Source organism: Arhodomonas sp. KWT (assembly GCF_010993615.1).
Genome location: NZ_WNXE01000005.1, coordinates 38,877 through 61,334, shown reverse-complemented (window position 1 = coordinate 61,334; position 22,458 = coordinate 38,877). Strand labels below are relative to the sequence as shown.

The window sequence follows — 22,458 nt, the reverse complement described above, 5'->3', positions numbered from 1 at the left end:
CCCGGGCCTCGCAAACGGTGGCGGCGCTCACGCGTGCGCCGCGATCCGCCGGGCGATGTCGTTGTGCCGGCGAACCAGTGCCGGGAGATCCACGTCCGTGAGCGCACCGTCGCGGCCCCGGAGCCGACCGTTGATCAGGCTGAGTGCGACCTGCGGCGGGCGGCAGAACACGAGCGCGGCGAGCGGGTCGTGGACCGCGCCGCCGGCGAGCGGCAGGGTGTCGAGTCGGTAGCCGACGATATCCGCGGCCATGCCGGGGGCAAGGCGGCCGATGTCATTGCGGCCGAGCACTGCGGCGCCGCCGCGGGTGGCGAGGCTCAGTGCCTCCACGGCGCCCATGGCGTCGGGACCGTCCACGAGGCGGTGCAGCAGCATCGTCTGCCGTGCCTCGCCGAGCATGTCCGAGCCGTCGTTCGATGCGGAGCCGTCCACCCCCAGACCGACACGGGCCCCGGCCCGGCGGAGGGCGCGCACCGGGGCGGCGCCCGAGCCCAGGCGCATGTTGGAGCTCGGGCAGTGCGCCACGCCGCAGCGGTGTGCGCCGAGGCGCCGGACCTCGTCGTCTTCCGGGTGCACCATGTGGGCGAACCAGACGTCCTCGCCGCACCAGCCCAGGTCCTCGGCGTATTCCACCGGGGTGCGGCCGAAGCGCTCGAGGCAGTAGGCCGTCTCGTCGCGGGTCTCGGCGAGGTGGGTGTGGCAGTGCACGCCGTAGTGCCGGGCCATCTCCAGGCTCTCGCGCATCAGCGTCTGCGATACGGAGAAGGGCGAGCACGGTGCCAGGGCGATGCGGGTCATCGCATAGTCCGCGTCGTCGTGATGGGTCTCGATCACCCGCTGGCTGTCGGCGAGGATCGCGGCCTCGGACTCGACCACCGAGTCCGGCGGCAGGCCGCCGTCCGATTCGCCCACCGACATGGACCCGCGCCCGGCATGGAAGCGCAGGCCCATCTCTCGCGCGGCGTGGACCTGGTCGTCCAGGCGGGCGCCGTTGGGCCAGAGATAGGTGTGGTCGGCGGCGGTGGTGCAGCCGGAGAGCATGAGCTCGGCCGCCGCGATCCGCGTGCTCACGTCCATCGCCTCCGGATCCAGGCGTGCCCACACCGGGTAGTGGCTCACGAGCCAGTTGAACAGCCCCGCGTCCTGCCCCGCCGGCAGGTTCCGGGTCAGGGTCTGGTAGAAGTGGTGATGGGTGTTCACCAGCCCGGGGATGAGGATGTGCCCGCGGGCGTCGATCACCCGGTCGGCATCGGTGCCGATGCGCGCCGCGGGTCCCACCGCGGCGATGCGGTTGTCCTCGATACGGATGCTGGCGTCGTGGAGCACGCCGCCGTCGTCGCCTTCCATGGTCGCGACGGCCGCGGCGTTGTCGAGGATCAGGCTCGTCATGCCGCTGTCACTCCTTGTTTCGCTCGATCCACGCGCCGAGGGCGGCACGCTCCTCGTCGGTGATGCCGGTGATGTTGCCGAGCGGCATGTAGTGGCTGTCGACGGCGACGCGCTTGATATCCGCGCGGTGTTTGCGGATCTGTGCGGCGGTCTCCAGCACGATGCCGGCGGGCGGGCTGGCGTATCCCGAGAATGAGGGCTCCGGGGCGTGGCAGGTGGTGCAGCGTTCGTCGATGATCGTGTGCACCTGCTCGAAGCTGACCTCGCTCACTGTCCCGCCGGTCCCGTCGCCCGTCAGCATCGAGCGGACCGGCGGGCTCAGAACGGCGACTACCGCGGCGAAGGCCAGCGCGCTCGCGGGCAGTATGAACTGCTTCGCCGCACCGGGCCGGTGACGGATGTTGAAGTAGTGGCGCACGGCCACGCTGATGATCGATACCGCCGCCAGGATCGCCCAGTTCCATGCCGCCGCGTAGGTGCCGGGGAAGTGGTTGCTGATCATGATGAACAGTACCGGCAGGGTGAGGTAGTTGTTATGGCGGCTGCGCAGCAGGCCGTTCTTGCCATAGCGCGGATCCGGCGAGCGGCCTTCCTCCATGGCCCGCACAAGCTCCTTCTGTGAGGGGATGATGACGAAGAACACGTTCGCCACCATGCAGGTGCCGATGGCGGCGCCCACGTGGATGTAGGCGGCGCGGCCGCTGAACACGGTGCTCAGCCCCCACGCCAGGAGCACGATGAGTACGGTGATCAGCGCCGCGAGCAGCCGCGGGCGCTCGCCCAGCCACCGGCAGAGGCCGTCGTAGACAAGCCAGGCGGCCACCAGCGTGGCGATGCCAATGGCCACCGCCTGCCAGGGCTGGAGGGCGGCGACCGCCGGATTGACCATCATCGTCTGTGCGTTGAGGTAGTAGACGATGATCAGCAGGGTGAAACCGCTGATCCAGGTGAAGTAGGCCTCCCACTTGAACCAGTGCAGGGTCTCGGGCAGCTGCGGCGGTGCCACCGCGTACTTCTCGACGAAGTAGAAGCCGCCGCCGTGCACGGCCCAGAGATTGCCGGCGATCCCCGCGGGCTTGCCCGTGCGTTCGAGGTTGTTCTCCAGCCAGTTGAAGTAGAACGACGCCCCGATCCAGGCGATGCCCACGATCAGGTGGATCCAGCGAACCAGCAGGTTCGCCCACTCCATCAGATGCGCTTCCATATCCGAGGGTCCCCGTGAGTCTCGTGCGGCCGGCGGTCTTTAACTGCCCCGGTAGGTGGTGTAGCTGTAGGGTGAGATGAGCAGCGGCACGTGATAGTGCTCGTCGGCATGGGCGATGCCGAAACGCACCACCACTTCGTCGAGGAAGCGGGGCGCGTCGCCGGGCAGGCCCAGCCGGTCGAAGTACTCGCCGACCTGGAAGACGAGCTGGTACTGCCCGGCCCGGAAGGCGTCGCCTTCGAGCAGGGGGCCATCCACGCGGCCGTCGTCGTTGCTCACGGCGTCGGTCAGCGGGGTCAGCACGTTGTCCTCGACCCGTGCCAGCGCGATGCGGATCCCGGAGCCGGGGCGGCCGTGGGCGGTATCCAGTATATGGGTGGTGAGTCGGCCCATGGCACTCTCCTCCTCGTTATTCGCTCGTCAGCGGGTGGGTGACGGTGGTCCCGGTGGCCGTCCGTTGGGAGGTATAAAACACGTTGTCGACAAACGCAAACAAAAGTGTATACATTTTTGGCCGGCTGGTGATGCCAGCCGGAAATGAGTTATGGGGGAAGTCATGGCGGAAGGCGTACTGGAACCGAGACCGAGTCAGCTCAACGAAGACGATTTCGTCGCCCATTACGGCGACGTCTACGAGCACTCGCCGTGGATTGCCCGGCAGGCGTACCGGCGCGGCCTGAGCGTCACCGAGGACACCCCGGATTCGCTCGCGGCGACGATGGCGGCGGTGCTCAATGCTGCCTCCGCGGAGGACCAGCTCGAGGTAATCCGCGCCCACCCGGACCTCGCGGGCAAGGCGGCGGTGCAGGGCGGGCTGACCGACGACTCCGCCCGGGAGCAGGCCGGGGCGGGCCTGGATCAGTGCACGCAGGAGGAGTACGAACGCTTCCAGCGGCTCAACCGGGAGTACTGGGAGCGGTTCAACATGCCCTTCGTGATGGCGGTCAAGGGCCATGACCGCGGGACGATCCTGGAGTCCTTCGGGCGCCGCCTGGAGAACGGCCCGGACGAGGAGCGGCGCACCGCCGTGGCGGAGATCAACCGCATCGCGCGGCTGCGCCTGCTCGACCGGGTGACGTGATCAGCGGGCGCGGGCGTCGGCGGCCTCGAGCGTGTTCTCCAGCAGGGTGGCGCGGGTCATCGGGCCCACGCCGCCCGGGACCGGCGTGATCCAGGCCGCACGCTCGGCGGCCGCGGCGTAGTCGACGTCGCCCACCATGCGGCCTTCCTCGTCGCGGTTGATGCCGACGTCGATCACCACCGCGCCGGGCTTGATCCAGTCGCCGGCGACGAAGCCCGGGCGGCCGACGGCGGCGACCACCACGTCCGCGGCACGGACCTTCTCCGCGAGGTTGCGGGTGCGGCTGTGGCAGATGGTCACGGTGCAGCGCGCGTTCAGCAGCTCCAGCGCCATGGGCCGGCCCACGATGTTGGACTGCCCGATGACGATCGCGTCCAGGCCGGTGAGGTCGACGCCGGTGTGCTCGAGCAGGGTCATCACGCCGTGGGGCGTGCACGAGCGCAGGCCCGGCAGGCGCAGGGTCAGGCGCCCGACGTTCACCGGGTGGAAGCCGTCCACGTCCTTGGCGGGGTCGATGGTCTCGATCACCTTCTGGGCGTCCATGTGCCCGGGCAGCGGGAGCTGGACGAGGATCCCGTCGACCTCGTCGTCGGCGTTGAGCCGCTCGACCAGGGCGAGCAGGTCCGCCTCCGGGAGGTCGGCCGGGAGGTCGTGGTCGATGGAGCGGATGCCCACCTCGGCGCAGTCGCGGCGCTTCATGCGCACGTAGACCTGCGAGGCGGGGTCGTCGCCGACCCGGATCACCGCCAGTCCCGGGGGGCGCCGCCCCTGGTCGCCGCGCTCCGCCACGTCCCCCGCGATGCGCTTTCGCAGCGCTGCGGCGATCCCCTTGCCGTCGATGATGCGCGCGTTCATGTGCTATAACCTCCGGGTGGACAGTGACCGGCGAGTAAGGCGCCGAATTCTCGCACTTGGGCGCCGGCCGCTCAACTCGAACGCTTGACGGCGGCGGGGGCTCTGCGTAGTATTCCGCCGTCTGCAGCGACGGCTGTAAGGCCTGCCCGGCGTGACCCGGCACGAGAAGCACGGGGTGTAGCGCAGTCTGGTAGCGCGCCTGCTTTGGGGGCAGGATGTCGGGGGTTCAAATCCCTCCACCCCGACCAGTACCGTCGCCGCACTGGCCAGGCGACCCGGCGGGTGTGCCGACGCTTGGGGCTGTGGGTCAAGCGCCCGTAGCTCAACCGGACAGAGCATCGGCCTTCTAAGCCGAGGGTTGCGGGTTCGAATCCCGCCGGGCGCGCCAGATTCGAGGGATTGGCCGATTCGACAATGGTGGGCGTAGCTCAGTTGGTAGAGCACCGGATTGTGGCTCCGGAGGTCGTGGGTTCAAGCCCCATCGCTCACCCCAAACAATACGGGCCGTTAGCTCAATTGGTAGAGCAGCTGACTCTTAATCAGTTGGTTCAAGGTTCGAGTCCTTGACGGCCCACCATACCGCTGAAAGGGGCAGGCCCACGGGCCTGCCCCTTTTCTTTGCGCCTTTGCATTCCCTTTGTGGCTGCCGGGTCCGGCAGCCGGATCCCGTGGCGATGACGGAATAATCCCTGCCGGTGGCCGGTGGCCGGTGGCCGGTGGTAAGTGCGACGTAAGTGCCGGGGCGCTAGGGTGTCACCCGGGGACCGTGGCGCGGGGCGCCGCGGCCGGGTGTCCAGGCCACCGGAGCTCGTCGCCATGAGACAGCGTATTGTCCCGCTCGCCATCCTCGCCGCCGCCGTGGCGCTGCCTGCCCTGGCCGCCGCCGTGCCCCGGCCGGTGCCGGGGCGCTGGGTGAGTGTCGCGCGTCTGGAGGCGATCGGCATTACCCAGCGTCACGAGGGGGTGCTCAGTGCGCGGTGGTGTCAGTCCGGTTTCGTGTTCGCGCCGCAGGGCAAGCCACCGGCGACCTTCACGCTGGATCCGGATGCCGGGGTGTACACGGCGACCACCAAGGCCGACAGCTGCGTCACCCACTGGCGGCTGAGCCCCGGGCAGCGCCGGCTGGAGGGCACCTATACCGGGCAGTGTCAGGGCATGAGCATGGAGGCGCGGGTCACCATGCGCCTGCTCGAGGCATCGGGCTCCGTCGAGTCAGCGCCGCCGAAGCGGGGTGGCGGCGCTGACGGGCGGGCCGGTGGCGCCGGCGGGGATATCTCCGGTGGCCGGGCCCTGGGCGTGGTCGCCTCGGCGCTGACCGCGGTGGGGGCCGCCACCGATCCGGGGGCGTTCGGCGACTATCTCTGGAGCGACGTGAAGCAGGGCTCGCGGCATGTGTCCATGTGGCTGACGGCGGACCGGCAGCCCCGCCGGGCCGCCCGGTCGATGCCCGATCCCTGTGATGTCGCGCCCGGCAGCCTGGAGGGTGCGCGCTATCTCCTCGACTTCGAGATCTACCGCCTGGGCGGCGACGGTACTCACATGGCGGTCGCGCGCGTCGTCGACGTCGAAACCGGCAGGATCCTCCAGCAGCGCATGGGCGAGGGCGGCCGCGGTCGCGACGGTGCGGTCGCCGCGGTCGGCGGTGCCTACGATGCACTGGATCTCGGCATCACCGTGCCGGCGAAGCGGTGAGGAGGCGGGGCGGTGAGCGTGGCAGGCGATCCGGACCGCGAGACGCTCGTGCGGGCGCTTGAGGACGAACGCCGACGCGAGCTCCGGCGGTTGGTGTCCCGCCTGGTGGTGCTCGCGGTGATGGTCGTCGCGGTATTCGGTGTCTTCTTCGCCGGTGCGGATACCGTCGAGGACCGGCTCGTGATCCTGGCAATGGCGCTGATCGTGGGGGGCGTCCCCGCCTGGATGATCGGTCGCGGCGGTCCCAACCGCTGGCGACGGCACGTCGCCGAAATGCTCTATCCCGCGCTCGCGCAGGAGGCGGGGTTCACCGACTACGCCTACCGCGGTCCCGGCCTCGCCTTTGACGGCTTCCGTGAGATGGACCTGGTCCCCGCGTATCACAGTGGTACCCGGACCCATCTGCTGGCGGGGACCTTCAGCGGCGTGCGGCTGCAGGCGGCGGAGGTCGAGCTGCGTCGCGGCCGCGAGGGGCGTGGACGGGTGTTCACCGGCCTGGCGGTCCGGGCGCGGCTGTCCGGCGATCCGGGGGTGAGCGTCCGGGTCGGACCCGACGGCGGGCGAATCGTGGGCGCGGTCCGCGAGGCGGTTCGTGCGCCGGCATCCGGGCTGGCTCTTGTCTCTCATGCCGGGCTGCGCGGTGCCGGACTGGAGGTTCGGGCGGACAACGCCGTGCTGGCCTCGCGGCTGCTCGACGCCGGCCTGGCCGAGGCGTTGAAGGCCCTCCGGCCTTTCGGTGCCGTGCGCGCCGCAGTGGTCGATGATGTATGTCTGGTCACGATCGAGACGGAGGCGGCCTTCTTTCCCGAGCCGGCGGTCCGGCGGCCGGTTCCCGGAGATCATTCCCGCGCCGTCGCCGCCAGGCTGTCGGCGCTCGCCGAGCTCGGCCGCCGGCTGGGTGAGGCACTCGCGAGCGGCCCCGCACGGCAGGGCTGATGCCGGGCGCCGCCAAACGCTGCTGCATGAGGAGAGCCGCGATGAACACCAGCAAACGCCTGTTCGCCGCCGCCACCGCTGTGCTCGCCGGTCTTCTGGCGGGTATGTCCGTCGTCCACGCCGGCAACTGCCGGACCCCCGCCAAGGCCGCTGCCGACCTGTGGGACCGTTACGACCAGGTCGCCAAGGCGGTTGGCTGTGCCGTCGGTACTGCCGGCGCCGCGGTCGCAACCGGCGGTGTCTCCCTGCCGGCCTCCGCGGCGATCTACGCCGGCTGCCTTGGCAAGAGCGAGGCAGCCGACCGGGCAACCAAGGGCATGATTGCGGCCTGGAACCGCATGAACCGCAACGGCTGGGGCACCATAGGCCCGCGCAAAATGGTTCTCGGGGCGTCCTACGAGGGCACCATCCGTGGCCCGGGCAGCCGCATGTACATCACGCCGGCGCCGGTGGGCGCCTTCATGCTCGACCTCTCCCTGGGCAAGCGCGATGAGCGCCGCAACAAGGGTCGAACGGAGGTCACGGTCTGCCGCTTCGCCCCGCCCGGCGATGACGGGCTCGTCGACGGCGAGAAGCTCTGGAGCTTCACCATCGACCGTGGCCGCGGCAACCAGGGCCGGACCTGGCACCGTCGTCTCACCGGCGTACGCGGGTACATCGTCACTGTCGCACTGCAGGGCAAGAGCGCGGTGAAGGCGATGAAGTACCGTGTCTCCGCCAAGGAGAGCGCGCCGGACCATACGGTGGTGATCGACGGCGGTGCCGCCGCCGGGCGCACCGGCTACCGTCTGGTCGCCGGCCGCTTCGTCCAGCCGGTGGACGGCCGCGTCGCGGGCCGGCGCGTCAGCATCGATTCGAACGACACGGCCCGTGGCCGTCGGGCGGAGGGGAGCGTCTCCAGCGGCGCGGACGGCTTCCGCGTATACGGCGACGTGCGCTCGGTGAGCCTCGATAATCCGGCGGCCGCGCGGGTCTACGTGGATGGCCGGACGCGCGCCGTGGACACGGCGGGTCGTGACCGCGGTGGCAACACGCGTGACAAAGCCGGCGGCAACCGGAATGCTTCGGCCGGCGGGCAGGGCGGTAACGGCACTGTCGGCAAGCTCGCCGGGAATCCCGGCCTTGACAGCGGCGTCGAGCTACCCAACGGGGTCGTCAACAAAGGCAGTGGTGCCGGGAATGGCGGTGGCGCCGATCCGGACGCCTTCGCCGGGCGCTGGTCCACCGACTTCGGTGAGCTACGGCTGCACCGCGCCGGGCCCTTCGTGGTCGGCGACTACGCCGACAAGGGCGTAATGGTCGGTCGCGTCTCCGGGGGGTGCGCCGCGGGCGTGTTCACCAACGGCGGGCGTAACGGGATCTTCCGCTTTACCCGTGCCGGCGATGGCCGTTTCCGCGGTCAGTGGGCCTGGCACGGCAAGGACCTGCAGGGCAACTGGACCGGCAGACGCACCGGCGATGCCCCTGCGCGCCTGCGCAACTTCACCCGCGACGGCGGGACCACGCATACCCAGTCCCTCGGCCGTGACGTCTTTGACGGACGTTACACCAGCGATTACGGGCCGGTGGGCCTGTATGCGCGGGACCTGTTCGTGGTCGGTGACTACGGCGACAAGGGGATCCTCGCCGGTATGTGGGACGGCAGTGGCTTCGTCGGTCGCTTCACCAACGGTGCACGCACCGGCTGGTTCGATTTTCGCTTCCTCTCGAAGAACGGCGACTTCCGTTCCGGGCGCTGGGGCTGGGTCGGTGACGACGGCGGCGGCGACTGGTCGCTGCGTCGCCGGCGTGATGGTGTCGACCCGGCGGCCCTGACCCTCGCCGAGTCGGTCGGCTGCCCGCGCTGACTGCCGTGTCCGCCACCGCCCGGGCTGGGGCGCTCGCGTGTGTCCCCGCGATGGTTTAGGATACGCGCGCTTGCGGTGCGTGCACTGTGTCCACCGCGTGGCTGCAGGCCACGCACCGTCTCTCGCCCGGCGCGTGGGCGGGCCGTTTAGCGCGGTTCGCCGCGGATTGTATAATCCGCCGGACACTGCGAAAGTGGCGGAATTGGTAGACGCGCTGGGTTTAGGTCCCAGTGGGGTAATCCCCCGTGCGAGTTCGAGTCTCGCCTTTCGCACCAGACATTGAATCGTGAGGCGCGGACACGGCGTTCGCGCAAGAGGTGGTAGTCGATGCAAGTATCCGTGGAGACGACGGAGGGCCTGGGCCGGCGCATTCGCGTGCAGGTGCCCTCCGAGCGCGTGGACAGCGAGGTCGAGAGCCGGCTGAAGGACCTGCGCGGGCGTGTGCGCATGAACGGTTTCCGCCCGGGCAAGGTGCCGCTCAAGGTGGTGCAGCAGCGCTATGGCGAGCAGGTCCGTGGCGAGGTCCTCAACGAGGTGGTGCAGAGCACCTACAGCGAGGCGCTGGAGCAGGAAGGCCTGCGTCCGGCCGCCGCGCCGGAGATCGAGCCGGTACAGACCGATGCCGGCAAGGACCTCGAGTACCAGGCTTCCTTCGAGGTGCTGCCCAGCGTCGAGGTCCAGGGGATCGAGGAGGTCGCTGTCGAGCGCCCCGCCGCGGATATCGGCGATGCGGACATCGACGCGCTGATCGAGCGTCTGCGTCACCAGCAGGCGGATTACAGCGAGGTGGATCGTCCCGCCGACGAAGGTGACCGTGTCACCATCGACTTCCACGGCACCGTGGACGGCGAGGAGTTCGAGGGCAACAGCGGCGAGGACGTGCCGGTGCAGCTCGGCTCCGGTCAGATGCCCTCGGAGTTCGAGGCCGAGCTCGTGGACGTGAAGGCCGGTGACGAGACGCGCATCGAGTACACCTTCCCCGAGCAGTTCCCGGACGAGACCATCGCCGGCAAGACCGCGACCTTCGAGGTCCGCGTCAAGACGGTGGAGGCCCCGGACCTGCCGGAGGTCGACGACGAGTTCGCCAAGGCCCTGGGCATGGAGAACGGTCTCGAGGAGCTGCGCGAGCGCGTGCGCGAGAACCTCGAGCGCGAGCGTGACCAGGCGGTGCGCGCCCGGGTCAAGGAGCAGGTGATGGATGGGCTGCTCGAGCGCAACCCCATCGACCTGCCCCAGGTGCTCATCGATCGCGAGATCGAGCAGCTGCGCGAGCAGACCAAGCAGCGCATGCAGCAGTACGGTGCCGAGGGCGAGGAGCCGGACCTGCCGGCCTCCCAGTTCGAGGACGAGGCCCGTCGCCGCGTCGCGCTCGGCCTGCTGGTCAACGAGGTGGTGCGCGCCAACGAGATCGAGCTGGACCGCAACCGACTCCAGCAGGCGCTGCAGGACATCGCCAGCAGCTACGGCCAGCCGGACCAGGTGATCCAGGCCTACATGCAGAACCAGCAGCTCATGGAGAGCCTGCAGGTGCAGGTGATGGAGGATCAGGTGGTTGACTGGATCGCCGAGCGCGCCCAGATCACGGACAAGCCCATGAGCCTTGACGTGCTGCTGGGCCGTGCCACTGACGAGACCGCCGGAGAGTGATGATGATGAGCGAGCGCGAGGGCCAGATCCGCAGCGAGATCGAGAACACCGGGCTCGTGCCCATGGTGGTCGAGCAGACCGCCCGGGGCGAGCGCGCCTACGATATCTACTCGCGGTTGCTCAAGGAGCGGGTGATCTTCCTGGTCGGCCCGGTCGAGGACTACCAGGCCAACCTGCTTATCGCGCAGCTGCTGTTCCTGGAGTCCGAGAACCCGGACAAGGATATCCACCTCTACATCAACAGTCCCGGCGGCGTGGTCACCGCCGGTCTGGCAATCTACGACACTATGCAGTTCGTCAAGCCGGATGTGAGCACCGTGTGCATCGGCCAGGCCGCGAGCATGGGCTCGCTGCTGCTGGCCGCGGGTGCCGCGGGCAAGCGTTATGCGCTGCCGAACTCGCGGGTGATGATCCATCAGCCCCTCGGTGGCTTCCAGGGCCAGGCCACGGACGTGGACATCCACGCCCGTGAGATCCTCTCCACCCGGGAGCGTCTCAACCGCATCCTTGCCTATCACACCGGCCAGGACATGGAGACGATCCAGCGTGACACCGAGCGCGACAACTTCATGGATCCGGAAACGGCCCAGGAGTATGGCCTGATCGACGCCGCGCTCAAGGACCGCTCCAGCATCGCCGGCGCCACCGAGTGACCCGCGGCCCGCCCCGGCGACAATCGCCGGGGCGGGCATTGAACCTGCCTTCCCCGCCCCCCATCTCCAGCCCTGGAAGGCGCCGGAAAGGCCGCCGTGCGGCCGTCGGCGTGTACTTGCGTGCCTGCCAAAATGCAGGCAAGGTTTCAGCAAATGCTTCTCCCATGTTCGAGGGTGACCAATGACTGACAGAGAGAACGGCAGGGGCGACGACAACGGCAAGCTGCTGTACTGCTCCTTCTGCGGCAAGAGCCAGCACGAGGTGCGCAAGCTGATTGCAGGCCCATCCGTTTTCGTCTGCGACGAGTGCGTCGAGCTGTGCAACGACATCATTCGTGAAGAGATGGAGGAGAAGGCGGCGGGGGCCGGCAGCCGGCTGCCGAAGCCGCAGGAGATCAAGGAGGTCCTGGACGAGTACGTGATCGGCCAGGAGCCGGCCAAGAAGGTGCTGGCGGTTGCCGTCTACAACCACTACAAGCGCATGGAGGCGGGCCAGTCCAAGAGCGACGTGGAGCTCTCCAAGAGCAACATCCTGCTCATCGGCCCCACCGGCTCGGGCAAGACCCTGCTCGCGGAGACCCTGGCGCGGCTGCTGGACGTGCCCTTCACCATCGCCGACGCGACCACGCTCACGGAGGCGGGCTACGTCGGCGAGGACGTGGAGAACATCATCCAGAAGCTGCTGCAGAAGTGCGACTACGACGTCGAGAAGGCGCAGCAGGGCATCGTCTACATCGACGAGATCGACAAGATCTCGCGCAAGGCGGATAACCCGTCCATCACCCGGGACGTCTCCGGCGAGGGTGTGCAGCAGGCGCTGCTCAAGCTCATCGAGGGGACGACCGCGTCCGTGCCCCCGCAGGGCGGGCGCAAGCACCCGCAGCAGGAGTTCCTGCAGGTCAACACCGCCAATATCCTGTTCATCTGCGGTGGTGCCTTCGCGGGGCTGGAAAAGGTCATCCAGCAGCGCTCGGAGAAGGGCGGCATCGGCTTTTCCGCCGACATCAAGGCCAACAGCGAGCGCAAGAGCACGGGTGACACCCTCCGCGACGTGGAGCCGGAGGACCTGGTCAACTACGGGCTCATCCCGGAGTTCGTCGGCCGCATGCCCGTGGTCGCAACCCTCGCCGAGCTCGACGAGCAGGCGCTGGTGCGGATTCTGCGTGAGCCCAAGAACGCGCTGGTCAAGCAGTTCGGCAAGCTCTTCGACATGGAGGGCGTGGAGCTGGAGTTCCGCGACGAGGCCCTCGTCGAGGTGGCGCGCAAGGCCATCGCGCGCAAGACCGGTGCCCGCGGGCTGCGCACCCTCATCGAGCACGTGCTGCTCGACACCATGTACGATCTCCCGAGTATGGAGAACGTCAGCAAGGTGGTGATTGACGACGCGGTGATCCGGGGCGAGACCCGGCCGTACGTCATCTACGAGGGCTCCGAGCAGCAACCCGCCGCCGCCTCCGACTGAGCGCCCCGCTCCGGGGGAGCCGAACCGGGCCCGGGCACCCGCAGGGTGTTCCGGGCCTTCGAGCGTATGTTGAAAGCGTAGTCGCCCGGCTCCATATCCCCCACATCCGAATCGTCGCGATCGCCGCGCTTGCGGCGGTCGCGGGCACAGGCACGAGGGCCAGAATCCTATGTCCACCGAATCGAGCGCCGAGCGCAACACCCCGGTCACCGGGCGCATGCCGGTCCTGCCGCTGCGCGACGTGGTGGTGTACCCGCATATGGTCATCCCGCTGTTTGTCGGGCGGGACAAGTCCATTCGCGCCCTGGAGGCGGCGATGGAAGGCGAACGCCGTATCTTCCTGGTCGCCCAGAAGAGTGCGGAGGTCGACGAGCCGGGGCCGGACGACCTCTACGGCATCGGCACCATCGCCAACATCCTGCAGATGCTCAAGCTCCCCGACGGCACCGTGAAGGTGCTGGTCGAGGGCAGCCAGCGGGCGCGCTTCTCCGCACTTGTGGAGGACGCCGACTACTTTGCCGCCAACGCCGAGGAGATCCCGGAGATCACCGGCGAGGGCGACCGCGAGCTCGACGTGATGATGCGCTCGCTGATGTCGCTGTTCGAGCAGTACGTCAAGCTCAACAAGAAGGTGCCGCCGGAGATCCTCTCCTCGCTGCAGGGCATCGACGAACCCGGCCGCCTGGCAGATACCGTCGCCGCACACATGTCGCTGTCCATCGAGGAGAAGCAGCGCACCCTCGAGATCGAGGACGTGCGCGCGCGCCTCGAGCACCTAATGGCGCTGATCGAGGGCGAGCTCGATATCCTTCAGGTGGAGAAGCGCATCCGCGGGCGCGTCAAGCAGCAGATGGAGAAGTCCCAGCGCGAGTACTACCTGAATGAGCAGATGAAGGCCATTCAGAAGGAGCTGGGCGAGCTCGAGGACGTCCCCAACGAGGTCGAGGACCTCGAGAACAAGATCGCCGACTCCGGCATGCCCCAGGAGGCCCGCGAGAAGGCGGACCAGGAGCTGAACAAGCTCAAGCTCATGTCGCCGATGTCCGCGGAAGCGACGGTGGTGCGCAACTACCTCGAGTGGATGGTGAGCGTGCCGTGGAAGAAGCGCACCCGCGTGCGCCACGACCTGGATCGCGCGCAGCACATCCTCGACACCGACCACTACGGCCTGGAGAAGGTGAAGGAGCGCATCCTCGAGTATCTCGCCGTGCAGAAGCGCGTGCGCAAGCTCAAGGGTCCGATCCTCTGCCTGGTGGGGCCGCCCGGCGTCGGCAAGACCTCGCTGGGCCAGTCCATTGCCCGTTCGGTCAACCGCAAGTTCGTTCGCATGTCCCTCGGCGGTGTGCGCGACGAGGCGGAGATCCGCGGCCACCGCCGGACCTACATCGGCGCGCTGCCGGGCAAGATCATGCAGAAGCTCTCCAAGGTGGGTAACCGCAATCCGCTCTTCCTCCTCGACGAGGTGGACAAGATGGCGATGGATTTCCGCGGTGACCCGGCCTCGGCGCTCCTCGAGGTCCTCGACCCCGAGCAGAACACCACCTTCAACGACCACTATCTCGAGGTGGACTTCGACCTCTCGGACGTGATGTTCGTGTGTACCGCGAACACCATGAATATCCCCGCGCCGCTGCTGGACCGGATGGAGGTCATCCGGCTGCCGGGCTACACCGAGGAGGAGAAGATCAACATCGCCGAGCGCTATCTCGTCCCCAAGCAGATCAAGGCCAACGGCCTGCGCAAGGGGGAGCTGGACATCAGCGCCAATGCGGTGCGCGACATCGTGCGCTACTACACCCGCGAGGCGGGCGTGCGTAACCTCGAGCGCGAGGTCGCCAAGATCGCGCGCAAGGTCGTCCGCGAGGTGGTCACCGGGGCCAAGAAGAAAGGCAAGACCGAGACCGTGCGGGTCACCACCCAGAATATCGATCGCTACCTCGGCGTGCGGCGCTACCGTTACGGTGTGGCCGAGGAGGGTGACCAGATCGGGCGTGTGACCGGCCTGGCATGGACCGAGGTGGGCGGCGAGCTGCTCACCATCGAGTCGGCGGTGGTCCCCGGCAAGGGCAGGCTGACCAACACCGGTCAGCTCGGCGAGGTCATGCGCGAGTCCATCGAGGCGGCACGCACGGTGGTCCGCAGCCGGGCCGAGGCCCTGGGCGTGGATCCGGAGTTCCACCAGAACCGTGACATCCATGTCCACGTGCCGGAGGGGGCGATCCCGAAGGACGGCCCCAGCGCGGGCATCGGCATGTGCACGGCGCTGGTCTCCGCGCTCACGGGCATCCCTGTGAGGGCGGACGTGGCGATGACCGGCGAGATCACCCTGCGCGGTGAGGTGCTGCCCATCGGCGGGCTCAAGGAGAAGCTTCTGGCGGCGCTGCGCGGGGGCATCAAGACGGTGCTGATCCCGGAGGAGAACCGCAAGGATCTCGCCGAGATCAACAAGGATATCAAGGGCAAACTCGATATCCGCCCGGTGCGCTGGATCGACGAGGTCCTGGACGTGGCCCTGATCCGCCGGCCGGAGCCCGCGGGCAAGGCGGAGCCGGAGGCCGGCGAGGCCGAGACCCCGCGCAAGGGCCGTCGCAAGCGCGAGGGTGCCCGCACCCACTGAGCCGCGCGTGGCCCCGGCGTTGACACGTTTCGGGGGCATTGCTATAAATCGTCCCGCCGGTGAACGGCGGGACGGTTATCCTCCCGTTGACCCCGTGCGGGGCATCCCCTTTGCGGATCGAACGCGGTGGATAGGAACAGGACGTCCCAGGGGTCCGCGCCCCCGGAGTTGTGTGTCTCCGTAGGTGACGCTAGGATGCGGGAAGGCTTACGCCGCGGTGCTTTGCCGACGCGGCCGGCACCAGCCAGAGTCGCGGGCAATGGGTTGGTCCATAAAAGAACACCAAGGGGAATCGTTCTGATGAATAAATCCGAGTTGATCGAAGCGGTCGCGCAGTCTGCGGACATTTCCAAGGCGGCGGCCACCCGTGCCGTCGATGCTTTCGTCGATTCCGTCGCCGACGCGCTTCGCGAGGGGGATCAGGTCACGCTGGTGGGCTTCGGCACCTTTACGGTGCGTGAGCGTGCCGCGCGCACCGGGCGCAACCCGCGCACGGGCGAGACCATCAACATTCCCGCGTCCAAGGTTCCCGGCTTCAAGGCTGGTAAAGCGCTCAAGGATGCGGTAAACTAGCGAATCTCAGTTGGGGTGGTTAGCTCAGCTGGGAGAGCGTCGCCCTTACAAGGCGAATGTCGGGGGTTCGATCCCCTCACCACCCACCAAAAACGGAGCGGTAGTTCAGCTGGTTAGAATGCCGGCCTGTCACGCCGGAGGTCGCGGGTTCGAGTCCCGTCCGCTCCGCCACCGAATTATCCCAGCACTCCAGAAAGGCGCCCGCGCGGCGCCTTTTTGCTGTCCGGAACCCCGGAAAACACGGGTTGTCTCCCGGGGGACGTGTACAACCCCAGTCGGCATGGTTGGTGACGATGCTTCAGGCTATTCGTGACAATACCAGGGGCTGGATCGCCTACGTCATCGTAGCGGTCCTGATCGTCCCCTTCGCGCTTTTCGGCGTCTATAACTACTTCACCGGCGGGAGCAATCCGCCTGTCGCCGAGGTCGCGGGCCACGAGATCACCTCGCAGCAGCTCGACCGCGCGGTCCAGCAGCAGCGCCGGCGCCTGCAGCAGATGCTCGGCGACCAGTACGATCCGTCCATGTTCGGTGACGGTGTCCTGCGGCGCCGTGCCCTGGATAACCTCATCGACTCCACCGTGCTCGACAGTTATGCGCGGGAGCACGGCCTGCGGCTCACCGATGCGGCCCTGCGCCGCCAGATCCGCTCACAGCAGGCGTTCCAGGCCAACGGCGAGTTCTCCCAGCAGCGTTATCAGGCGGTGCTTCGCCAGAACGGCATGACACCGGAGCAGTACGAGGCCCGGCTGCGCCAGCAGGGGGCCACCGGCCAGCTGCGCCAGGGTGTCACCGGCTCGGTGATCGTTACCGATGAGCAGCTCGCGCGGTTCGTTGCCCTGCAGCGCCAGCAGCGCAACGTGGCCTGGTTGCGGGTTGACGCCGCCGCCTTCCGCGATCAGGTGAGCGTTGACGGGGATACGCTGCGCGAGTACTACGACGCCCATACCGACGCCTGGCAGCGGCCGCAGCAGGTCAGGCTCGCCTACGTGTCGCTCTCCCGGGACGAGCTCGCCGCCAGCATCGATGTCAGTGACCAGGCGGTGCGCAAGCGCTACGAGTCCGAGCGCGACAGCCGCTTCGTCCAGGGTGGCGAGCGGCAGGTGCAGCATATTCTCGTCCAGGTGCCGGACGATGCCTCCAGGGACGACGTCGAGGCCGCCCGCAAGCGCGTGGCGGACCTGCGTGAGCGGATCGTGGGCGGCGACATCGATTTTGCCGCGGCGGCCCGGGAGTACTCGGACGACACGGGCTCCGCCGACGACGGCGGCTCCCTCGGCTGGGTCGCCCGGGGCGATCTCTCCGAGCCGATGGCGAAGGCGGCGTTCTCCCTGGACGAGGGTGCGGTCAGCGAGCCGGTGCGTACCGATTTCGGCTGGCACCTGATCCGTGTCTCCGATGTGCGCGAGCGCGAGGTGAAGCCGTTCGAGGCCGTGCGCGACACCCTGCGCAAGGAGATCGCCTCGGAGAAGGCGGAGCAGCGCTACGCCGAGGTACGCAACGAGTTCGCCAACGTCGCCTACGAGAATCCGCAGAGCCTGGAGCCTGCCGCTGAAGCGGCGGGTGTGGCCGTGCAGACCACGGACTGGGTCTCGCGCCAGGGGGGCGACGACGGCATCACCTCGAACCAGTCCGTGATGGAGGCGGCCTTCTCCAAGAACGTCCTGGACGACGGGATGAACAGCGAGCTCATCAAGCTCGGCGACAATCGCTCGGTGGTCGTGCGTATCGCCGATCAGCGTCCCGCGACCACGCTGCCGTTCGATGAGGTCCGCGATCAGGTGCGTGAGCGTTTCGTCTCGGAGCACACCGCGACCCTCGCCCGCGAGCGCGGCGAGGCGCTGGAGAACAAGCTCGCCGACGGCACCACGGCGGAGGACCTCGCTGCCGGTGGTGGCGGTGTCGACTACAAGGCGTTCGGCTGGGTCGGCCGTGACGGTGGCGGCGGGCTACCGCGTGCGGTTACCGACCGGCTCTTCCGTATGGCCCATCCCGGGGACGGCGGGACGACTCGTGCCGGGGTCAGCCTGGCGGACGGCGACTACGCGGTGGTCCTGCTGAGCGGTGTGCGTGACGGCAGCCTGGATGACGTGCCCGATGCGCAGCGCGAGCAGCTGCGTCAGCGTCTGGGGCAGCTCGATGCGGCCAGTGTCGGTTCGGCCCTGGTCGAGGCGTTGCGCGCCGAGACGGACGTCACCATCTACGAGGACCGCCTCTAGGCCGGGGACTCACTGCCGGCCGTCCAGCGCGGCGCCGGGGTTCCGGCACCGCGCTGGGTATGCCTTACTCGAACTCGGCGCCGGACAGTGCCACGGCGTGGAAACCCGCATCCACGTGGACCACCTCGCCGGTAATGCCGGAGGCGAGGTCGGAGCACAGGAACGCCCCCGCCTTGCCCACGTCCTCCGGGGTGACGTTGCGCCGCAGCGGTGCCGCCTGGGCGTTGTAGTCCAGCATCTTGCGGAAGTTGCCGATCCCCGAGGCCGCCAGGGTGCGGATGGGGCCGGCGGAGATGGCGTTCACCCGCGTACCCTCCGGGCCGAGGTCGTAGGCCATATAGCGCACCGACGCCTCCAGCGCCGCCTTGGCCGGCCCCATGACGTTGTAGTTCGGCAGGGCGCGTTCACCGCCGAGGTAGGTCAGGGTCAGCAGGCTGCCCTGGCGGCCCTTCATCATGGGCCGTGCCCGCCTGGCCAGCGCCACGAAGCTGTAGGCGGAGATGTCCTGGGCGGTGCGGAAGCCCTCGCGGGTGGTGTTGTCCACGAACGAGCCCTCGAGCTCCTCGCGGGGCGCGTAGCCCACCGCGTGGACCACGATGTCCAGGCCGTCCCACTGGCGCTCGAGCTCGGCGAACACCGCCTCGATATCCTCGTCACGGCTGACGTCCAGCGGCAGCACGATACTGCTGCCACACGCCTGCGCACACTGCTCGACCCGCGGCTTGAGCTTGTCGTTCTGGTAGGTCAGCGCGATTTCCGCACCCTGCTCGGCCATGGCCTCGGCAACCCCCCAGGCGATGGAGCGGTTGCTCGCCACGCCGACGATCAGTGCCTTCTTGCCATCGAGAAAACCCATCGGCTCGTCCCTAGTCTCTGTCTGAAGTGATAGCCCACCCCGGCCGCGCCGGCGGCCGGGGTCCCGCAGGGGAATGGTACACGAGCGTGGCGGCCGCGGGGTGGGGCGAGTGTTGGCGCCTCGTGATGGAGTGCTACTATGCCCGGCAATGTGTCCGTGAGGAGTCCTCGCCGATGAAGGTCCTGGCGAAGCTGTGTGCCGGCGTACTCGTGCTCGCTGCCGCACCGGCCGCGATGGCCGCGCATGCCGTGGCCATGTACGGCAGCCCCAAGTATCCGTCCGGATTCGAGCATTTCGATTACGTCAACCCGGATGCCCCCAAGGGCGGCACGCTGCGGCTGGCGAACACCGTCGCCGCGACCTTCGACAGCCTCAACCCCTTCATCCTCAAGGGTAATCCGGCGGCGGACCTCACCCGGACCTACGACACCCTGACCGTGCGCTCGCTGGACGAGCCGTTTACCGAGTACGGGCTGGTGGCGAAGGACATCGAGATCGCCCCGGATCGCACCTGGGTGCGTTACCGCCTGCGCAAGGCGGCGCGCTTTCACGACGGCGAACCCATCACCGCCGAGGACGTGGCCTTCAGCTTCCGCATCCTCAAGGAGAAGGGGCATCCCCAGTACCGCTCCTACTACAAGGATGTCACCGGCGTGGACGTGGAGGATGCGCACACGGTGACCTTCCATTTCGCCAGCGGAGACAACCGCGAGCTGCCGCTCATCCTCGGTCAGCTCCCGATCCTGCCCAAGCACTACTGGGCGGAGCGTGATTTCGACAAGACCACGCTGGATCCGCCGCTAGGCAGCGGCCCGTACCGCATCGCCGAGGTCGATCCCGGCAAGCGTATCGTCTATGAGCGCGTGGACGACTACTGGGCGAAGGACCTGCCCGTGAACCGCGGGCGCTACAACTTCGAGCGCATCAGCTACGACTACTACCGCGACGCCACCGTCGCGGTGGAAGCGCTCAAGGGCGGGGCCTACGACATGCGCATCGAGAACGTGGCCAAGAACTGGGCCACCGCCTACAACATCCCCGCGCTGGAGGAAGGGCGGCTGGTCAAGCAGTCCATCGACCATAACCTGCCCTTCGGCGTGCAGGGGTGGTTCTTCAACACGCGCCGGCCTGTATTCCAGGACCCCCGGGTGCGTGAGGCCATCGGCTACGCCTTCGATTTCCAGTGGACCAACCGCAATCTGTTCTACGGCGCCTACAAGCGCCTGGACAGCTATTTCGCGAACTCCGAGCTGGCCGCACGGGGCAAGCCCTCAGGGGCGGAGCTGAAGCTCCTGGAGCCATGGCGCGACCAGCTTCCCGAGCGTGTGTTCAGCAAGGCCTACACGCCGCCGAGTACCGCCGGCGAGGGCGGCCTGCGGGATAACCTGCGCCGCGCGGTGGCGCTGCTGAATGATGCCGGCTACGCCATCCGCGACGGGCGCATGGTCAACGAGGATACCGGCAAGCCGCTGTCCTTCGAAATCCTGCTCGACAGCGCCTCGATGGAGCGGGTCACGCTGCCCTTCGTGAAGAACCTCGAGCGGCTGGGGATCGACGCCAGCGTGCGGACGGTGGATCCGACCCAGTACCAGAACCGGGTCCAGCGCTTCGAGTACGACATGATCGCCGAGCGCATCGCCCAGTCGCTCTCTCCGGGTAACGAGCAGCGTGCCTACTGGGGCTGCGAGGCGGCGAAGACGCCGGGCAGTCAGAACTATGCCGGCATTTGCAGCCCCGCGATCGACGCGCTCGTCGACAAGGTCATCCATGCGCCCGACCGCGAGGCGCTGGTCACGCGTACGCGGGCGCTGGACCGGGCGCTCCTGTGGGGGTTCTATGTGGTGCCCCACTGGTACTCCGGCAGTTTCCGGCTGGTCTACTGGGACAAGTTCGGCCAGCCCGCCAGGAACCCGCCCTACGGACTGGCGCTGGACAGCTGGTGGGTGAATCCGGAGAAGGCGGCGGCACTGTCGCAGTGACGGCCGGGCAGGGAACCAAGGAGGTGCGAGCATGTCGGACGCACTGATGCACGGCGCGGAACGCATCACCGAGCGGGTCCGGGAGCGGGCCAACGCGGCCAACGTGGCCCTGCTCTCGGTGTTCTGGAACGGCGATGAGGGCCTGCGCGGCGACGCCGACCTGCAGACCCTGTTCATCGAGGGTGTGGAGAAGACCGCACGCGTGGCGCTGACCAGCGACCAGGTCAGCGGCGCCAGCGAGGGCGGCGTGACCCCCGACGTGGACGCGCTGCTCGAGGAGGCGCTGAACAGTATTCACGTGCCGGCGGCGCCGTCGCCGCCGGAGGGGGGAGCCGGCTGAGGGGATGCCCGCCTATATCGCGCGACGCCTGCTGCTGATGATCCCGACCCTGCTCGGGATCCTGCTGCTGAACTTCGTGATCGTTCAGTTCGCCCCGGGTGGCCCGGTGCAGCAGATCGCCGCGCAGGTGCGCGGCACCACCGATCTGAGCACCAGCCAGTTCGCCGGCAGCAGCGGCGATACCCGTGGCGGGGACGGCAGCGACACCGGCTCGGGTTACCGGGGTGCGCAGGGGCTGCCGCCGGAGCTGATCGAGGAGCTGCGCCATCAGTTCGGCTTCGACCGTCCGGCCTACGAGCGCTTCCTCAAGATGGTGGGCGACTACCTGCGGCTGGATTTCGGCGAGAGCTTCTACCGTGACCGCAGCGTGCTCGATCTGATCATCGACAAGCTGCCGGTCTCCATCTCGCTGGGGTTGTGGACGACGCTGATCGTGTATCTCGTCTCCATCCCCCTGGGGATCCGCAAGGCGGTGCGCGACGGCAGCCGCTTCGACGTGTGGACCTCCGGCGTGGTGATCGTCGGCTACGCGGTGCCGGGGTTCCTGTTCGCCATCCTGCTGATCGTGCTATTCGCCGGCGGGACCTACCTCGACTGGTTCCCGCTGCGCGGACTGACCTCGGAGAACTGGGCCGCACTGTCGTGGCCCGCGCGCATCGCGGACTACTTCTGGCACATCACCCTGCCGGTGATCTCCATGGTCATCGGCGGCTTCGCGAGCCTGACCATGCTCACCAAGAACTCCTTCATGGAGGAGGTGCACAAGCAGTACGTGGTCACCGCGCGGGCCAAAGGGGTGAGCGAGCGCCGGGTGCTCTACGGGCACGTCTTCCGCAACGCCATGCTGGTGGTCATCGCGGGGATGCCCGCGGCGTTCGTGAGCATCCTGTTCACCGGCGCGATGCTGATCGAGGTGATCTTCTCGCTGGACGGGCTCGGCCTGCTCGGATTCCAGTCGGTGGTCAACCGCGATTACCCCGTGGTGTTCGGGACACTGTTCATCTTCACGCTGCTCGGGCTGATCCTGAACCTGATCGGCGATCTCACCTACGTGCTGGTGGACCCGCGCATCGACTTCGAGACCCGGGAGGGCTGAACGCATGCAGCG

The 22,458-nt window shown here is 68.2% G+C and carries 18 protein-coding genes and 7 tRNA genes; 20 read left to right on the top strand and 5 right to left on the bottom strand.

Going from position 1 to position 22,458, the window contains the following annotated elements; translation table 11 throughout:
- Positions 1 to 27: 27 nt before the first annotated feature.
- Genes G7A99_RS02485 through uraH form a run of 3 tightly spaced genes read right to left on the bottom strand, consistent with a single transcriptional unit; the run spans position 28 to position 2,986 of the window.
- A complete protein-coding gene (locus G7A99_RS02485) occupies positions 28 to 1,389 on the bottom strand; it encodes an 8-oxoguanine deaminase (protein ID WP_163138776.1) in 1,362 nt (453 codons plus the stop codon).
- 7 nt (positions 1,390 to 1,396) lie between these two features.
- Positions 1,397 to 2,593 (bottom strand): urate hydroxylase PuuD, encoded by a 1,197-nt coding sequence (locus G7A99_RS02480; RefSeq protein ID WP_163138775.1) that lies wholly within the window; start codon positions 2,591 to 2,593, stop codon positions 1,397 to 1,399.
- A 39-nt stretch (positions 2,594 to 2,632) separates the two neighbouring features.
- On the bottom strand, positions 2,633 to 2,986 hold the full coding sequence (gene uraH, locus G7A99_RS02475; RefSeq protein WP_018717245.1) for a hydroxyisourate hydrolase: 354 nt from the start codon (positions 2,984 to 2,986) through the stop codon (positions 2,633 to 2,635).
- A gap of 151 nt (positions 2,987 to 3,137) precedes the next feature.
- Here uraH and uraD point away from each other — a divergent pair, with 151 nt between their 5' ends.
- On the top strand, positions 3,138 to 3,674 hold the full coding sequence (gene uraD / locus G7A99_RS02470) for a 2-oxo-4-hydroxy-4-carboxy-5-ureidoimidazoline decarboxylase (protein WP_018717246.1): 537 nt from the start codon (positions 3,138 to 3,140) through the stop codon (positions 3,672 to 3,674).
- Here the strand turns inward: uraD and folD are convergent, their stop codons facing one another.
- On the bottom strand, positions 3,675 to 4,529 hold the full coding sequence (folD, locus tag G7A99_RS02465) for a bifunctional methylenetetrahydrofolate dehydrogenase/methenyltetrahydrofolate cyclohydrolase FolD (RefSeq protein ID WP_163138774.1): 855 nt from the start codon (positions 4,527 to 4,529) through the stop codon (positions 3,675 to 3,677).
- Positions 4,530 to 4,700: 171 nt separating this feature from the next.
- On the opposite strand from folD, the gene G7A99_RS02460 reads away from it, so the two are divergent.
- The 16 genes from G7A99_RS02460 to G7A99_RS02385 all read left to right on the top strand — a co-directional run bounded on the left by G7A99_RS02460 (position 4,701) and on the right by G7A99_RS02385 (position 18,175).
- Positions 4,701 to 4,777, top strand: a tRNA-Pro gene (locus G7A99_RS02460).
- Between the two features lie 63 nt (positions 4,778 to 4,840).
- A tRNA-Arg gene (locus G7A99_RS02455) sits at positions 4,841 to 4,917 on the top strand.
- Between the two features lie 29 nt (positions 4,918 to 4,946).
- Positions 4,947 to 5,022: transfer RNA gene (locus G7A99_RS02450), tRNA-His, on the top strand.
- A gap of 8 nt (positions 5,023 to 5,030) precedes the next feature.
- Positions 5,031 to 5,106: transfer RNA gene (locus G7A99_RS02445), tRNA-Lys, on the top strand.
- A 239-nt stretch (positions 5,107 to 5,345) separates the two neighbouring features.
- The gene (locus G7A99_RS02440; RefSeq protein ID WP_018717248.1) at positions 5,346 to 6,221 is read left to right on the top strand and encodes a hypothetical protein; all 876 of its coding nucleotides are present in this window, start codon (positions 5,346 to 5,348) and stop codon (positions 6,219 to 6,221) included.
- 12 nt (positions 6,222 to 6,233) lie between these two features.
- Positions 6,234 to 7,157, top strand: coding sequence for a hypothetical protein (locus tag G7A99_RS02435; protein WP_018717249.1), 924 nt, complete (start codon positions 6,234 to 6,236; stop codon positions 7,155 to 7,157).
- Positions 7,158 to 7,198: 41 nt separating this feature from the next.
- Positions 7,199 to 9,004, top strand: a complete 1,806-nt coding sequence (locus tag G7A99_RS02430) for a hypothetical protein (protein ID WP_026320953.1) — start codon at positions 7,199 to 7,201, stop codon at positions 9,002 to 9,004.
- Positions 9,005 to 9,191: 187 nt separating this feature from the next.
- Positions 9,192 to 9,279, top strand: a tRNA-Leu gene (locus tag G7A99_RS02425).
- Positions 9,280 to 9,331: 52 nt separating this feature from the next.
- Complete coding sequence (gene tig / locus G7A99_RS02420; RefSeq protein ID WP_018717250.1) at positions 9,332 to 10,651, top strand: trigger factor; 1,320 nt, start codon at positions 9,332 to 9,334, stop codon at positions 10,649 to 10,651.
- The gene (gene clpP, locus G7A99_RS02415; protein WP_018717251.1) at positions 10,651 to 11,304 is read left to right on the top strand and encodes an ATP-dependent Clp endopeptidase proteolytic subunit ClpP; all 654 of its coding nucleotides are present in this window, start codon (positions 10,651 to 10,653) and stop codon (positions 11,302 to 11,304) included. Before tig ends, clpP begins: the two co-directional genes overlap by 1 nt.
- 181 nt (positions 11,305 to 11,485) lie before the next feature.
- Positions 11,486 to 12,766 (top strand): ATP-dependent Clp protease ATP-binding subunit ClpX, encoded by a 1,281-nt coding sequence (gene clpX, locus G7A99_RS02410; protein ID WP_018717252.1) that lies wholly within the window; start codon positions 11,486 to 11,488, stop codon positions 12,764 to 12,766.
- A gap of 169 nt (positions 12,767 to 12,935) precedes the next feature.
- Positions 12,936 to 15,383, top strand: a complete 2,448-nt coding sequence (gene lon / locus G7A99_RS02405) for an endopeptidase La (protein WP_163138773.1) — start codon at positions 12,936 to 12,938, stop codon at positions 15,381 to 15,383.
- A 300-nt stretch (positions 15,384 to 15,683) separates the two neighbouring features.
- Positions 15,684 to 15,956, top strand: a complete 273-nt coding sequence (locus G7A99_RS02400; RefSeq protein WP_163138772.1) for an HU family DNA-binding protein — start codon at positions 15,684 to 15,686, stop codon at positions 15,954 to 15,956.
- A gap of 13 nt (positions 15,957 to 15,969) precedes the next feature.
- A tRNA-Val gene (locus G7A99_RS02395) sits at positions 15,970 to 16,045 on the top strand.
- Positions 16,046 to 16,050: 5 nt separating this feature from the next.
- Positions 16,051 to 16,127: transfer RNA gene (locus G7A99_RS02390), tRNA-Asp, on the top strand.
- A 122-nt stretch (positions 16,128 to 16,249) separates the two neighbouring features.
- Positions 16,250 to 18,175, top strand: a complete 1,926-nt coding sequence (locus tag G7A99_RS02385) for a SurA N-terminal domain-containing protein (RefSeq protein ID WP_163138771.1) — start codon at positions 16,250 to 16,252, stop codon at positions 18,173 to 18,175.
- 64 nt (positions 18,176 to 18,239) lie between these two features.
- Here G7A99_RS02385 and G7A99_RS02380 read toward each other — a convergent pair whose 3' ends face one another.
- Entirely contained in the window at positions 18,240 to 19,031 is a 792-nt protein-coding gene (locus G7A99_RS02380) for an enoyl-ACP reductase (RefSeq protein ID WP_018717256.1), read from the bottom strand.
- Between the two features lie 173 nt (positions 19,032 to 19,204).
- Here G7A99_RS02380 and G7A99_RS02375 point away from each other — a divergent pair, with 173 nt between their 5' ends.
- From G7A99_RS02375 to G7A99_RS02365, 3 genes are read left to right on the top strand one after another with little or no spacing between them, the layout of a single operon-like run.
- Positions 19,205 to 21,010: an extracellular solute-binding protein gene (locus tag G7A99_RS02375; RefSeq protein WP_163138770.1), complete on the top strand. Its 1,806-nt coding sequence runs from the start codon at positions 19,205 to 19,207 to the stop codon at positions 21,008 to 21,010.
- A 31-nt stretch (positions 21,011 to 21,041) separates the two neighbouring features.
- A complete protein-coding gene (locus G7A99_RS02370; RefSeq protein WP_018717258.1) occupies positions 21,042 to 21,350 on the top strand; it encodes a hypothetical protein in 309 nt (102 codons plus the stop codon).
- 4 nt (positions 21,351 to 21,354) lie between these two features.
- Entirely contained in the window at positions 21,355 to 22,446 is a 1,092-nt protein-coding gene (locus G7A99_RS02365; protein WP_018717259.1) for a microcin C ABC transporter permease YejB, read from the top strand.
- Positions 22,447 to 22,458 lie beyond the last annotated feature (12 nt).

Coding starts and splice junctions, on each gene's coding strand:
- G7A99_RS02380 (WP_018717256.1), bottom strand. CDS start 19,031: ATGGGTTTTCTCGATGGCAAGAAGGCACTGATCGTCGGCGTGGCGAGC.
- uraD (WP_018717246.1), top strand. CDS start 3,138: ATGGGGGAAGTCATGGCGGAAGGCGTACTGGAACCGAGACCGAGTCAG.
- clpP (WP_018717251.1), top strand. CDS start 10,651: ATGATGATGAGCGAGCGCGAGGGCCAGATCCGCAGCGAGATCGAGAAC.
- tig (WP_018717250.1), top strand. CDS start 9,332: ATGCAAGTATCCGTGGAGACGACGGAGGGCCTGGGCCGGCGCATTCGC.
- G7A99_RS02400 (WP_163138772.1), top strand. CDS start 15,684: ATGAATAAATCCGAGTTGATCGAAGCGGTCGCGCAGTCTGCGGACATT.
- clpX (WP_018717252.1), top strand. CDS start 11,486: ATGACTGACAGAGAGAACGGCAGGGGCGACGACAACGGCAAGCTGCTG.
- folD (WP_163138774.1), bottom strand. CDS start 4,529: ATGAACGCGCGCATCATCGACGGCAAGGGGATCGCCGCAGCGCTGCGA.
- G7A99_RS02365 (WP_018717259.1), top strand. CDS start 21,355: ATGCCCGCCTATATCGCGCGACGCCTGCTGCTGATGATCCCGACCCTG.
- G7A99_RS02385 (WP_163138771.1), top strand. CDS start 16,250: ATGCTTCAGGCTATTCGTGACAATACCAGGGGCTGGATCGCCTACGTC.
- G7A99_RS02440 (WP_018717248.1), top strand. CDS start 5,346: ATGAGACAGCGTATTGTCCCGCTCGCCATCCTCGCCGCCGCCGTGGCG.
- G7A99_RS02375 (WP_163138770.1), top strand. CDS start 19,205: ATGAAGGTCCTGGCGAAGCTGTGTGCCGGCGTACTCGTGCTCGCTGCC.
- G7A99_RS02485 (WP_163138776.1), bottom strand. CDS start 1,389: ATGACGAGCCTGATCCTCGACAACGCCGCGGCCGTCGCGACCATGGAA.
- G7A99_RS02370 (WP_018717258.1), top strand. CDS start 21,042: ATGTCGGACGCACTGATGCACGGCGCGGAACGCATCACCGAGCGGGTC.
- uraH (WP_018717245.1), bottom strand. CDS start 2,986: ATGGGCCGACTCACCACCCATATACTGGATACCGCCCACGGCCGCCCC.
- lon (WP_163138773.1), top strand. CDS start 12,936: ATGTCCACCGAATCGAGCGCCGAGCGCAACACCCCGGTCACCGGGCGC.
- G7A99_RS02430 (WP_026320953.1), top strand. CDS start 7,199: ATGAACACCAGCAAACGCCTGTTCGCCGCCGCCACCGCTGTGCTCGCC.
- G7A99_RS02480 (WP_163138775.1), bottom strand. CDS start 2,593: ATGGAAGCGCATCTGATGGAGTGGGCGAACCTGCTGGTTCGCTGGATC.